Source organism: Mycobacterium sp. SMC-8 (assembly GCF_025263565.1).
Taxonomy (GTDB): domain Bacteria; phylum Actinomycetota; class Actinomycetes; order Mycobacteriales; family Mycobacteriaceae; genus Mycobacterium.
On the sequence record NZ_CP079865.1, the window covers coordinates 6,463,917 to 6,476,726 of the forward strand.

14 protein-coding genes are annotated in these 12,810 nt (G+C 67.7%); 7 read left to right on the top strand and 7 right to left on the bottom strand.

What is annotated here, in order from left to right; translation table 11 throughout:
* The first annotated feature begins 15 nt into the window (after positions 1–15).
* Positions 16–564 carry a DUF1697 domain-containing protein gene (locus KXD97_RS31010; RefSeq protein ID WP_260754805.1) on the top strand — a complete coding sequence of 183 codons (549 nt, stop codon included), beginning with the start codon at positions 16–18 and terminating at the stop codon, positions 562–564.
* Positions 564–1,400, top strand: a complete 837-nt coding sequence (locus tag KXD97_RS31015; protein ID WP_260754806.1) for a class I SAM-dependent methyltransferase — start codon at positions 564–566, stop codon at positions 1,398–1,400. The genes KXD97_RS31010 and KXD97_RS31015 overlap by 1 nt, the downstream gene beginning before the upstream one ends.
* A gap of 19 nt (positions 1,401–1,419) precedes the next feature.
* Here KXD97_RS31015 and KXD97_RS31020 read toward each other — a convergent pair whose 3' ends face one another.
* On the bottom strand, positions 1,420–1,785 hold the full coding sequence (locus KXD97_RS31020) for a GntR family transcriptional regulator (protein WP_260754807.1): 366 nt from the start codon (positions 1,783–1,785) through the stop codon (positions 1,420–1,422).
* A gap of 36 nt (positions 1,786–1,821) precedes the next feature.
* On the opposite strand from KXD97_RS31020, the gene KXD97_RS31025 reads away from it, so the two are divergent.
* Both KXD97_RS31025 and KXD97_RS31030 read left to right on the top strand, forming a co-directional pair.
* Positions 1,822–2,538, top strand: coding sequence for an NAD-dependent deacylase (locus KXD97_RS31025; RefSeq protein WP_260754808.1), 717 nt, complete (start codon positions 1,822–1,824; stop codon positions 2,536–2,538).
* Positions 2,539–2,665: 127 nt separating this feature from the next.
* On the top strand, positions 2,666–3,880 hold the full coding sequence (locus tag KXD97_RS31030) for an IS110 family transposase (protein WP_260754809.1): 1,215 nt from the start codon (positions 2,666–2,668) through the stop codon (positions 3,878–3,880).
* A gap of 354 nt (positions 3,881–4,234) precedes the next feature.
* On the opposite strand, the gene KXD97_RS31035 is transcribed toward KXD97_RS31030, so the two are convergent.
* From KXD97_RS31035 to KXD97_RS31045, 3 genes are read right to left on the bottom strand one after another with little or no spacing between them, the layout of a single operon-like run.
* Positions 4,235–4,864, bottom strand: a complete 630-nt coding sequence (locus KXD97_RS31035; protein ID WP_260754810.1) for a class I SAM-dependent methyltransferase — start codon at positions 4,862–4,864, stop codon at positions 4,235–4,237.
* A complete protein-coding gene (locus tag KXD97_RS31040) occupies positions 4,845–5,549 on the bottom strand; it encodes a TetR/AcrR family transcriptional regulator (RefSeq protein WP_260754811.1) in 705 nt (234 codons plus the stop codon). Before KXD97_RS31040 ends, KXD97_RS31035 begins: the two co-directional genes overlap by 20 nt.
* On the bottom strand, positions 5,542–7,830 hold the full coding sequence (locus KXD97_RS31045) for an MMPL family transporter (RefSeq protein WP_260754812.1): 2,289 nt from the start codon (positions 7,828–7,830) through the stop codon (positions 5,542–5,544). Before KXD97_RS31045 ends, KXD97_RS31040 begins: the two co-directional genes overlap by 8 nt.
* Positions 7,831–7,984: 154 nt before the next feature.
* Here KXD97_RS31045 and KXD97_RS31050 point away from each other — a divergent pair, with 154 nt between their 5' ends.
* Both KXD97_RS31050 and KXD97_RS31055 read left to right on the top strand, forming a co-directional pair.
* The gene (locus tag KXD97_RS31050; protein WP_260754813.1) at positions 7,985–8,578 is read left to right on the top strand and encodes a DoxX family protein; all 594 of its coding nucleotides are present in this window, start codon (positions 7,985–7,987) and stop codon (positions 8,576–8,578) included.
* Positions 8,579–8,682: 104 nt separating this feature from the next.
* Positions 8,683–8,814: a hypothetical protein gene (locus KXD97_RS31055; protein WP_260754814.1), complete on the top strand. Its 132-nt coding sequence runs from the start codon at positions 8,683–8,685 to the stop codon at positions 8,812–8,814.
* Between the two features lie 101 nt (positions 8,815–8,915).
* Here the strand turns inward: KXD97_RS31055 and KXD97_RS31060 are convergent, their stop codons facing one another.
* The 3 genes from KXD97_RS31060 to KXD97_RS31070 are packed head-to-tail and all read right to left on the bottom strand — an operon-like array spanning position 8,916 to position 11,815.
* Positions 8,916–9,908, bottom strand: coding sequence for a nitronate monooxygenase family protein (locus KXD97_RS31060; RefSeq protein WP_260754815.1), 993 nt, complete (start codon positions 9,906–9,908; stop codon positions 8,916–8,918).
* A gap of 28 nt (positions 9,909–9,936) precedes the next feature.
* On the bottom strand, positions 9,937–10,689 hold the full coding sequence (locus KXD97_RS31065; RefSeq protein ID WP_260754816.1) for a 3-hydroxyacyl-CoA dehydrogenase: 753 nt from the start codon (positions 10,687–10,689) through the stop codon (positions 9,937–9,939).
* A 31-nt stretch (positions 10,690–10,720) separates the two neighbouring features.
* Entirely contained in the window at positions 10,721–11,815 is a 1,095-nt protein-coding gene (locus KXD97_RS31070) for a CaiB/BaiF CoA-transferase family protein (RefSeq protein WP_260754817.1), read from the bottom strand.
* 119 nt (positions 11,816–11,934) lie between these two features.
* On the opposite strand from KXD97_RS31070, the gene KXD97_RS31075 reads away from it, so the two are divergent.
* Positions 11,935–12,756, top strand: coding sequence for an enoyl-CoA hydratase (locus tag KXD97_RS31075; protein WP_260754818.1), 822 nt, complete (start codon positions 11,935–11,937; stop codon positions 12,754–12,756).
* Positions 12,757–12,810 lie beyond the last annotated feature (54 nt).

A 12,810-nucleotide genomic window follows, 5' to 3' on the forward strand; every position in this document is an offset into this window, starting at 1 on the left:
GCCGGAGTGCGGGTGATGACGCGCTACGCGGGCTTCTTACGCGGTGTGAACGTCAACGGGGTGAGCTTGAAGATGGCCGCCGTCGCTGCGACCCTGCGCGACGCCGGGTTCACCGACGTGACGACGATCCTGGCCAGCGGCAACGTGCTGCTGAGCAGCCGCGCCAGCGCCGACGCGGTGCGGCGGGATGCCGAGCGGGCGTTACGCGACGAATTCGGTTACGACGCCTGGGTGCTCGTCTACGACCTGGACGCCGTCGCCGCGGTCTCGGCCGCGTTTCCGTTCGAGCGCGAGGTGCCCGAGCACCATTCCTACGTCACGTTCGTCAGCGACCCCGGCGTGCACAGCGAGCTGTGCGCGCTCGCGGACCGACCCGGGCCGCAAGAACAGATCCAGCCCGGCGACGGGGTCGTGTACTGGCAGGTGCCCCGAGCGGCCACCCTCGCCAGCGCCATGGGCAAAACGATGGGCAAGAAGCGGTACAAGTCCTCGACCACCACGCGCAACCTGCGCACCATCGACAAGGTCCTGCGCGCCGGGCGCGGGGCGGGACAGGAGAATTGATGGCACGCACCGGCAAACACGTCGCCGACGTCACCGGGGTCTCCGAGACGGCATTGCTGACGCTGCTGGTCCGCGCGACCGAAGCGCGCAGGCCCGACTCGCTGATCGAAGACCCGATGGCCATTCACCTGGTGGACTCCATCGATTTCGACTTCGCCAAGTTCGGCTACGTACGCAGGCAGGATATGGCGTTGCGCGCCAAGGCATTCGACAAGCGCGCCCGGCGGTATCTGCTCGACCATCCGCAGGCGACGTTGGTGGCGCTGGCCGAAGGGCTGCAGACCAGCTTCTACCGGCTCGACGCTCAGGGATCGGACCTCGGCCACGACTTCCGCTGGCTCACCGTCGATCTCCCCCCGATCATCGAGCTGCGCCGCAAACTGCTTCCCGCGTCGGACCGGGTGCGGATGATCGCGCAGTCCGCGTTGGACTTGCGCTGGATGGACGAGGTCGACCCGGGTGAGGGGGTCTTCATCACCGCCGAGGGGCTGCTGATGTACCTGCAACCCGAGGAGTCGATGTCACTGATCGAGGCGTGCGCGGCGCGCTTCCCGGGTGGGCAGATGATGTTCGACCTGCCGCCGTCGGCGTTCGCGCCGCTGGTGCGCCGCGGCTTCCGGGCCTCACGGCGCTACAAGGTGCCCCCGATGCCGTTCACGCTGTCGGTGGCCGAAGCCGCCGACCTGGTCAACACCGTCCCGGGGGTGCGCGCCGTGCACGACGTGCCGGCCGAACACGCGCGCGGCCGACTGCTCAACGCGCTGCTGTGGACGGCGCAACGGGTGCCGTTGCTCGATCCGGTCCGGCCGACGTTCACGCTGCTCGAGTTCGGCTGATGAGCCGGCCGGGCACGCCTCAGCCGAAAGCCGTCTCGATGTACCGCAGCGCCTCCCCCTTGTCGACGCCCAGCGCGCGCGCCGCCGCCACGTAGGTGTGCGCCGCCGTCGCCATCGCCGCGTCGGCGGGATCCGACCGCGCAACGTAGGTTCCGAAACGCCCCCTCGTCTCCAGAATCCCCGCCGCTTCCAACTCCCGATACGCCCGCGCCACGGTGTTCACTGCCAGGTTGACCTGACCGGCCAGCTCGCGGACCGTCGGGAGCCGGGTGCCGGGCGTGAGCCTGCCCTCCCGGACACCTGCGATGATCTGCGTTCTGAGCTGGTCGAACAGCGGCCTGGCAGCGTGCGGATCGACGCGTACCCAATCCCCCAACTCGGCCACGTGCCCAGTATCACCCAAAGCCGCTAACTTGGGGGTGTGCAGGTGACGGTATTCAGTGGTGCGGGGATCTCCGCCGAGAGCGGTGTCCCGACCTTCCGCGATGTGGAGACCGGCCTGTGGGCGCAGGTGGACCCGTACGAGATCTCCAGCGCCGACGGTTGGCGAGCCCACCCGGACCGGGTGTGGGCGTGGTATCTGTGGCGCCACCACATGATGAGCGCCGTCGCGCCGAACAACGCCCACCGCGCGGTCGCAGCCTGGGAGGACTACGCCGACGTGCATGTGGTCACCCAGAACGTCGACAACCTGCACGAACGCGCCGGCAGTTCCCGGGTCTACCACGTGCACGGCAGCCTCTTCGAGTTCCACTGCGACCACTGCCGGTCGGCGTTCCGCAGCGCGGTGCCGGACATGCCGGAGCCGATCGAATCCGTCGACCCACCGACGTGCGGCGTCTGCGGTGGACTGATCCGTCCCAACGTGGTGTGGTTCGGCGAGGCACTGCCCGACGACGCGTGGCAGCAGTCGGTTGAGGCCGTCGTCAACGCCGACCTGGTGGTGGTCGTCGGGACGTCTTCGGTCGTCTATCCGGCGGCCGGACTGCCGGAGCTGGCGGTGGCCAGAGGGACTCCGGTCATCGAGGTGAACCCCGAGCCCACCCCGCTGTCCTCCAGCGCGACGGTGAGCCTGCGCGAGACGGCAGCCACCGCGCTCCCCGGGCTGCTGCAACGCCTGGCTGCGCTGCTCGGTTGATATGACTTGAGGTAGTCCTTCACAAACGCCTCCGGGGGTGTCAAGAAGGGATTGTCAGAGATTCCTTCGAGGGCCTGAGCGTTTGGCGCGCTGCAGGTCCTCAATGGCACGCCCCGGAGGTGTTGTTGTGTCTGTCCAAAGTGCTCCAGTCACGTCGTCCACGATCGTCGTTGCCGTCGATGTCGGCAAGACTTCGGCGATGGTGTCGGTTACCGACGGCGCTTGTCGACCCTTGATGGGCCCGGTTGAGTTCGCGATGACCCGCTCGGGTCTGGGCGCTGCGGTGCAGCGCGTGCTGGCCGTGGCGTCGTCGTGTCCGCAGGTCAGTGTGAGCGTGGAAGCCGCTGGGCATTACCACCGGCCCGTGGTGGATTACCGCTGGCCGCCGGGCTGGGAAGTGCGCGAACTCAACCCCGCGCACGTGGCTGAGCAGCGCCGCGTGATGGGCCGACGGCGGGTGAAGACCGACGCGATCGATCTCGAGGCGATCACCGAGTTGATGTTGGCCGGCCGGGGCCGGGTGATCGGCGAGCGTGAGGTGCTCATCGGGGAGATGACGGCGTGGGCCCAGCATCGGTTGCGGCGGGTCGCGACCCGCACGGCGACAAAGAATCAGTTGCTCGCTCAACTCGATCGGGCGTTCCCCGGACTGACGTTGGCGTTGCCGGATGTGTTGGGCACCAAGATCGGGCGTCTGGTCGCCGCCGAGTTCACCGATCCGGCGCGATTGTCGGGATTGGGGGTGAATCGGTTGATCCGCTTCGCCGCCGCCCGCGACGTGCAGCTGCGCCGCCCGGTCGCCGAGCGTCTGGTCGCCGCGGCCAAAGACGCCCTGCCGACCCGCGATGCCGTGGTGGCCCGACGGGTGCTGGCCGCTGACGTCAGCCTGTTGACCGACCTGGACACCGGGATCGCCTCAGCCGAAGCCGAACTCGCCCGGCTGTTGCCGTCAAGCCCGTTTCGCACCCTGACGTCGGTACCAGGCTGGGGTGTGGTTCGCGTCTCCAATTACGCTGCCGCTCTCGGTGATCCGAACAGATGGCCGGGGTCCAAGCAGATCTACCGCGCCTCGGGCCTGTCACCGATGCAGTACGAGTCCGCGCACCAACGCCGCGACGGATCGATCAGCCGCGAGGGCAGCGTGGCGCTGCGCCGAGCACTGATCGATCTCGGTATCGGTTTATGGCTGACCGAGCCGACCGCCAAGACCTACGCACACGGACTCAAGGACAGAGGCAAGCGTGGCGGAGTCATCGCCTGCGCACTGGCTCACCGCGCCAACCGCATCGCCCACGCGCTGGTCCGCGACCACGCCGTCTACGACCCCGCCCGCTGGAGCTAAATCCCTCGGTAGGAGCCCCTGGCCGAAAGGAGTTCAGAGCACACTCTTCACACCCCCGGCCGGCAGTGCCACGCTGAACGGACGGGACGAAGGGCCGGATCAGATGCCGCCTCGGTTATGGCGGACCCGTCTCGGGTAACGTCGCATCTCACTTGGCACCCGGCCCTTCGCCTCCACGGCAGCCCGAACGACGCCAGATGACCAGATCACCACGAGGTCGCATACGTCAACGTGGGCGCCAGGCACCCGTCCGCTTTCAGCCGGCCACCGGCTATCACAGCACCACCACACCACCCGAACACCGGATGTCGCCACTCCACGCCAAACCCGGCTATTGACACGACCCACAGCCAGTTAGGGGCGGACCGCGACCCCGATCGCGAACTCGGCCGCCGGCGTCGGCACCCACTTCGGGAACGCCCACTCCCGCTTGGCCCCGTCGACGCGGAATCCCGCGCCGACGATGGTGTCTTCGGTGTGGCGGTGGGTGTGGCAGTTGCCGAGCAGCCGCGGCCACAGCGTCGCGTCGGCGACCCGCTGCAGCCGCGCGCGGGCGCCCGTTCCCGCCACGTGTTCCAGGTAGCGCAGCTGTCCACCCGGACGCAGCATGGAGAACAGCTGGGCCACAACGGCTTCCGGGTCATCGACCGAGCACAGCACCAGCGAGCACACCACGGCGTCGAACGGTTCGGCGTCGGCGAACCGTTCGACGACGTCGGTGCTCACCACGATAGGCACCGTCGCGCGGACAGCCGCCTGCTGCGCAACCGCGGCCAGCCGGCGTTCGGGTTCCACGGCCACCACCTCGGTGACGGTGTCGGGGTAGAACGCGAAGTTCGATCCCGTGCCCGCCCCGACCTCAAGGACTCGTCCGCTGAGCCCGGCCAGGTTCGCGCGGCGCATCGCGCGCAGCGATTCGGGTTCACGCGAGGCCAACGCCGTCCACAGCCGCGCGAAGAACGGGTTATCCACGGTTTCGCTCATCAACCACCCCTTTCAACCAGGTCATGATGTCCTGCGGTGAGTCGTCCGGCCTGATCGCCCCGGAGATGACGTGACCGCAGCACACCGCCCGCATCAGGCCGTCGGCGAACTGTTCGACATCTCCCCAGGGCAGGTAGGGGCGGGAGATCAGCAACGCCGCGATGCCGTGGACGGCGGTCCACAGTTGCAGCGCCAGCCGCGTCGGGTCCCCCGGCGGGTAGATCCCCTCGGCGATCAGCGCCTGCACCGTCGCGCGCAGGTGCCCGAACGCCGAGCTGTTCAGGGCGAGGTCGACGTCGCTGCCGGGGCTGCCATGCCCGAGCATCGCGATCCGGTACAGCACGGGCGTTTTCATCGCGAATCGCAGATACGCCATGCCCTGGGAGCGCAACACGTCGAACGCCGAGACGTACGCACCGGCCACGGTCTGCATCTCTTCGTCGAGTTTTTCGAAGTATTGGCTGCACACCGCGTGCAGGAGAGCGGTCTTGTCGGCGAAGTGCAGGTAGATCGACGGCGGTGTGACCCCGACACGGTCGGCCACGGACCGAATGGAGACCACCTTCTCGTCTCCGGTTTCGAGCAGCAGTTCGGTTGCGGCGTCCAGGATCTCAGTGCGCAGTTGATCACCGGCGCCGCGGGGTGCGCGGTGCCGGCGGCGCGGTGACGCGTTCGGATCAGCCATTCTCTTTCCCGGTTGCGACCGGTTCCGGGCGCGAGGCGGGGACGCCCACGTCGTCCAGGGTCTCACTGAACCCGATGCGTTCATGCAATTTCGCCAATGGTTTCGGCGCCCACCAGTTCCATCGGCCCAGCACATGCATGAACGCGGGCACCAGCAGCATCCGTACCAGCGTGGCGTCCGCAAGGATCGCCAGGGTCAGACCGACCCCGAACATCCGCATGAACGCGACCTGGGCGGCGATCAGCGCCGCGAACGAGATCGACATGACCAGCGCCGCGGCGGTGACCACCCGGCCGGTGCGTGCCAGTCCGAGCGCCACGCTCTCGTCGCTGCCTTCGGCGGTCGTCGAGCCCGACGCCAGCCAGTACTCACGGATCCGGGAGACCAGGAACACCTCATAGTCCATCGACAGACCGAACGCGATGCAGAACAACAGCACCGGCATGGTCGCGACGAGGGTCCCGGTGGGAGTGGTTCCGAGCGCGCCCAGGTGACCTTCCTGGAAGATCCACACCAGCGCACCGAACGCAGCGGTCAACGACAAGATGTTGAGCACCAACGCTTTCAGCGGCAATACCACACTGCCGGTGAGCAGGAACAGCAACACGAACGTGATGGCTGCGATCACGCCGAGCACGGTGGGCAGCCGCGAGGTGATGGCGTCGGAACTGTCCCTGTTGATCTGAGCCAGGCCGGTCAGCAGTACCTGCTGGCCATCGGGCGCGGCGACGCCGTGCAACCGGTCCAGCTGGACCTCCGACGCATCGGTGAACAACGGCGCGGTACTTCCGATGGTCAGGAACGCACTGCCGTCGGCGATTCCGGTGGCCGCCGACGGCGGACCCACCCTGACCCCGTCGACGAACGTGCCGCCGGGCGAGGACACCGAGGACACGTCCTGAACGCGGGACAGTTCGGCGGCGTAATCGTAGAGCGCTTCGGGGTGCAGACCCTCGGTGTCGGGCAGCACCACAACGACATTGGTCGACGAGTCGACGGCGAAGTCGGTGCGCAGTTCGTCGCCGAGCTGGCGCGCCGAGGCACTCTCCGGCAGCACCCGGTCGTCGGGGAATCCCCAATTGGCGCCGAGGAACGGGGCGCCCAGCACCAGCAGCAGCGCGACGACAGCGGCGCCGATCGGAATCGACCGCCGCATCACGAATTTCGTCGACCGGTACCAGAACATCTGCTCGATCGGTTTGGCCACCGGTTCCGGCCGGCGGAACACCCGCCGGAACAGGCGCCGCACATCCAGCGAGTCGAGCCGGTCCCCGGCGACCACGATCGCCGCCGGTGCGATCAGGATGGCCGCCACCGCGGCGAAGCCGACCACGGCGATGCCCGCATACGCGAACGACTTCAGGAAGTACATCGGGAACAGCACCATCGCCACCATCGACAGCGCGACGGTCATGGCGGAGAACAGCACGGTGCGGCCCGCGGTCATCATGGTGCGCACCAGCGCCGTATCGCGGTCGTGTCCTTCGGAGAGCTCGTCGCGGTAGCGGCTGATGATCAGCAGGGTGTAGTCGATCGCCAGCGCCAGACCCATCGCGATCGTCAAGTTCAGCGCGAAGATCGACACATCGGTGACCATGGTGACGGCGCGCAGCACCGCCATCGACCCGAGGATCGCGAACGCACCGACCGCCAACGGCAGCGCGGCCGCGAGCAGGCCGCCGAACACCCAGACCAGCACGACAAAGCTCAGCGGAATCGCGATGGACTCCATCATCAGCAGGTCTTTTTCGCTCTGCGCGTTGATCTGGACATAAGTCATCGCGACACCGCCCGCGTTCACCGAGACGCCGTCGCGGTCGTAAACCAACTCTTCGGCCAGCGCCTTGGCGTGCTTCTGCGCCTCACTCTCACCGCCGGTGATCCCGGCGACGATCAGCCCGGTCCTGCCGTCCTCGCTGATCAGAGCCGGAGCCGCCGAAGGCGGGGCCGTCCACGCCGACGTCACCGATCCGACGTGAGGGGAGGCCGCCAACCGGTCGGCCAAGTCGGTGCCCACGCTGCGTGCCGACGGACTGTCAGCGCCCTCGGCCGAGGTGTCGTCGGTGACGCTGATCAGCATCTCCATGTCACCCTGATCGAACTTGTCGACGAGCACCTGGGTGGCGCGCGCCGACTCCGACGTCGGGTCCTGGAAGCCACCGGCCGACAGGTGCCGGGCCACCGGCGCGCCGAAGATGCCGCAGGCCACCATGACCAGCAGTGCGATGACGAGAACGCGGCGCGGTGCCGCGATGGCCAGTGAAGCGATGCGGTGCAGCACGGTGACCCTTCCCCAGGATTATCGCCGCTAAGTTATCAGCGGTAACTTCAGTCGGTCAACGGGTTGGCGATGAATTCCGCGACCGCATGCGGTCAACCTGTTCATGAGCACGAAGCCCACCCGGAAGCCCCGCAACCCGCTACCGTCAGCGTCGATGACCGAACGCCCCAGCCCGATCGCCGGCTCCGCCGACAGCAGCCCAATCGCCGGCTCCGCCGACGTCAGCCCAATCGCCGGCTCCGCCGACGTCGGCCTCCTCATCCTTCGCCTCGGTATCGGCGCGGCCCTCCTGCAGGCCGGCCTGATCAAGGTCTCCGACTTCCCCATGACGGTGCAGTTCATGGGCGACGCCGGCTGGCGGCTGCCGGCGTTCGCGGCGTTCATGGTCACCGCCACCGAGACGATCAGCGGCATCGCACTGCTGCTTGGCGTGCTCACGCCGCTGGCCGGCTGCGCCGCACTCGGCGTGATGCTGTGCGCCTGGGCGGTCAATGTGTCCGGCGCGGCGTTCTGGTCCGAACCGTTCAACGTGCCGTTCCTGCTCGGCCTCGGGGCGGCCACGCTGATTTTCACCGGCGCGGGCCGGTACTCCGTCGACCATCGCATGCTGAGCCGCATCGTCTGGTCCACCCGGGTCAGGGTGGCGCTGGTCGCACTCGCGTTCGTCGTCGCCGTACTGACCTGGGTCGCGCTGTACGGCGTCAATCCGATCCACTTCACCGCACCACCCGCACCGGCGGGACCGTGAGCTACCCGCCGGTAGGCAACGAACCTACCCGGCGGTAAGAATTGCCACAGTTTTCCGATACGAGGCTCAAAGATTCCTTAGAGCCCGTGGTTACTGTTCAGTACATGTGGATCGACGACACCAGTGCTGATGTCATCAAGGTTGATTTCGACGCTCTCTACCACGGCGATGTCCTGGTCGAGGGGTTGACCTCCGAGCAGCTCGACGACGAGCAGGTTCTGCCCACCGCGGTGTGAAAGAACGCGCGCCCTCACGGGCGCGCGTCCCTGCGTTATCGAGTTTGCCCGACGCCCGGGCACCTCGGGCGGACCCGAGGTGCGTCCGGGCGATCCGGCGATCACACCCGCTGCGCTGCAGGCATGACCATTTCTGCGAGACGGTTCGAGATCAGATCCTCCGCCTCCCCGACAATGCGGGCGACCAGGTCGCCGACGGTGGGGATGTCGTTGATCAGACCCATGGCGGTTCCGACGGTCCAGATGCCGGCGTCGACGTCGCCGTCGTCGAACACCTTGCGGCCACGTACTCCGGCCACCAGATCCTTGACGTCCTCGAACTGACCGCCCTCGGCGAGGATCTGCACCACCTCACGCGAGACCACGTTGGACGCCACCCGCGCGGTGTTGTGCAAGCTGCGGAAGATCAACTCCGTGCCCCGCTCGTCCCCGGCCACGATCGCTTCCTTGACGTTCTGGTGGATGCACGACTCGACCGTGCACATGAAGCGCGACCCCATGTTGATGCCGTCGGCACCCAGCGCCAGCGCCGCGGCCAGACCCCGCCCGTCGGCGAACCCGCCCGAGGCGATCATCGGGATCTCGATCTTGTCGGCCGCCGCCGGGATCAGCACCAGTCCGGGCACGTCGTCCTCACCCGGATGCCCCGCGCACTCGAACCCGTCGATGCTGATGCCGTCCACCCCCAGGGACTGGGCCTTGACCGCATGCCGCACCGAGGTGCACTTGTGCAGCACCTTGATGCCGTTGTCGTGGAACATCGGCAGGTGCGGCGCCGGGTTGGAGCCCGCGGTCTCGACGATCTTGATACCTGCGTCGACGATCACCTGACGGTATTCGTCGTACGGCGGCGGGTTGATCGCCGGCAGGATCGTCAGGTTGACCCCGAACGGCTTGTCGGTCAGATCCCGCGTCTTGGCGATCTCGTTGGCCAGGTCCGCCGGCGTCGGCTGGGTCAGCGCGGTGATGAAACCCAGCGCCCCCGCATTCGCCACGGCTGCAACGAGTTCCGCGCGACCCACCCACTGCATACCGCCCTGGGCGATCGGGTGCTCGACCCCGAACGTCTCGGTGAACTTCGTCTTCAGACTCATCGGTGCTCCTCGCTCTTCGCGCAAGCGCTCATCGGGGCGCCATCCGGATCGCGCCGTCGAGGCGGATCGTCTCACCGTTGAGCATCGGGTTCTCGACGATGTGCACCGCCAGGGCGCCGTACTCGTCGGGGTCGCCCAGGCGCGCGGGATGCGGCACCTGCTTGCCCAGCGACGCCTGCGCCTCCTCGGGCAGCGAGCCCAGCAGGGGGGTCTTGAACAGTCCCGGCGCGATCGTGCAGACGCGGATCAGCTCGCGCGAGAGATCACGGGCGATCGGCAGGGTCATGCCGACGACGCCACCCTTGGACGCCGAGTACGCCGCCTGGCCGATCTGACCCTCGAACGCGGCCACCGACGCGGTGTTGATGATGACGCCGCGCTCACCGTTGATCGGCTCGGTCTTGGCGATCCGCTCGGCGCTCAGCCGCAGCACGTTGAAGGAGCCGATCAGGTTGACCTCGACGACCTTCTTGAACCCGTCGAGCGGGAACGGGCCGTCCTTGCCCAGCGTCTTGGCGGCGTTGCCGATGCCCGCGCAGTTGACGTCGATACGCAGCGGGCCCATCTCCTCGGCGGCGTCCAGCGCGGCGCCCACCTGCTCCGGGTCGGTGACATTGGCCTCGACGAACTTCGCGCGCGAGCCGAGCGCGGAGACGGCCTCCTCGCCCTTGAGGTCGATGACCACCACCGAGGCGCCCCGGTCCAGCAGCCGCTTCGTGGTCGCCAGACCGAGACCGGAAGCACCTCCGGTGACGACGGCTACGGCGTCTTTGATCTCCACAGAACGAATCCTTTCCTGACCTTGACTTTGACTAAATCCATTCCTGCAGAACAGCTTCGGTGTCCGCGCCGGGTACCCCAGGGGGCTTCGGGGCGGATGGCACACTGCGCGAGAACCGCGGCGCGGGTGCGGGGTAGAGCGAACCGTTCTCCGAGTAGAAGGTGTTGCGCTCGGCGTTGTGCGGTTCGGACTCCACCTCGGCGAACGACAGCACCGGCGTCACGCAGGCGTCGGTGCCGGAGAACACCTCGGCCCAGTGGTCGCGGTCGTGGGCGGCGATCGCCTTGGTGAAGGCTTCTTTGAGCTCCGGCCAGCGGCTCATGTCGTTCTGGTCGGGCAGGTCGACACCTTCGAGACCGATGCCCTTGAGGAACTCGGCGTAGAACTGCGGTTCGATGCAGCCCACCGCAATGTGGCGCCCGTCGGAGCATTCGTAGGTGTCGTAGTACGGCGCGCCGGTGTCGAGCATGTTCACGCCGCGTTCGTCGCTCCACATGCCCATGCCGCGGAACGCCCACATCATCATCGACAACACGCTGGAGCCGTCCACCATCGCGGCGTCGACCACCTGACCCTTGCCCGAGCGTTCCCGCTCGTACAGCGCCGACAGCACCCCGACCAGAAGGAACATCGATCCGCCACCGAAGTCGCCGACGAGGTTCAGCGGCGGCACCGGCCGCTCCCCGGCCCGGCCGATCGCGTGCAGCGCACCGTTGAGCGAGATGTAGTTGATGTCGTGGCCGGCCTGCTGGGCGCGAGGGCCGTCCTGGCCCCAGCCGGTCATCCGCGCGTAGATCAGCTTCTCGTTGACCTTCGCGCAGTCCGCCGGACCGAGCCCCAGCCGTTCGGTGACCCCGGGCCGGAACCCCTCGATCAGCACGTCGGCCTTCGCGATCAGCCTCAGGACCATGTCGCGGTCCTCTTCGCTCTTCAGGTTCGCCGCCACCGACCGGCGGTTGCGCAGCAGGTAGTCGCCACCTGGTTTGGTCGCCGGGCCGGGGCCCTTACCTGGGCGTTCGATGCGCACCACATCGGCACCGAGGTCGCCGAGGATCATTGCCGCATGGGGTCCGGGGCCGATGCCGGCCAGCTCCACAACTCGAAGTCCCTGTAGTGGTCCAGCCATGCCCTGACCGCCCTTCATGAGTATCGCTCGGTTGACCGCGACATAGCTTACTTGTATAACCAAGTCGACCGGCCACGGGGCTTCAGCAGTCACCGAAGGCCCCAATGAAGAGGACATTCATGACCACCACCGACCCGAGCACCGACGTCTACGAAGGCATCGACGACCTGACCGTCGGCCTCGACGGCGGCATCCTCGCCATCACGCTGAACCGCCCGGAGAGCCTGAACTCACTCACTGCGCCGATGTTGCAGACGCTGGCCTCGACGCTGGAACGCGCCGCCAACGATCCTCGGGTGCGCGTCGTGCGCCTCGGCGGCGCGGGCCGCGGCTTCTGCTCGGGGGCGGGAATCAGCGAAGAAGACCACGCTAATCCGGGCGCGGCGGGAACGCCGGCCGACGTGCTCGACGCCGCGAACCGCTGCATCCGCGCGATCGCCGCGCTGCCCCAGCCCGCGGTCGCGATCGTGCAGGGCGCGGCAGCCGGGGTGGGTGTCTCGCTGGCCATGGCGTGCGACGTCGTACTCGCTTCCGAGAAGGCGTTTTTCATGCTGGCCTTCACCAAGATCGGCCTGATGCCCGACGGCGGGGCCTCGGCGTTGATCGCGGCGGCGGTGGGTCGCATCCGTGCGATGCGGATGGCGCTGCTGGCCGAACGCCTCTCGGCCGACGAGGCCTACAGCTGGGGCCTGGTGAGCGCCGTGTTCCCGGCTGCGGACTTCGACGGCGAGGTCGACAAGGTGATCGGCACCCTGGTGTCCGGGCCGGCCGTGGCATTGCGCAAGACCAAGGACGCGATCAACGCCGCGACGCTGTTCGAACTGGACGGTGCGCTCGAGCGGGAGAAGACCGGACAGCTGATCCTGCTGGAGTCCAACGATTTCCGCGAGGGCACCAAGGCATTCCAGCAGCGCCGCCCGGCGACGTTCACCGACTCATAACCGTTACTTCGCCGAAATCGCATTCCACGCGCGTCAAGTCGTGAAAAGCGCGCG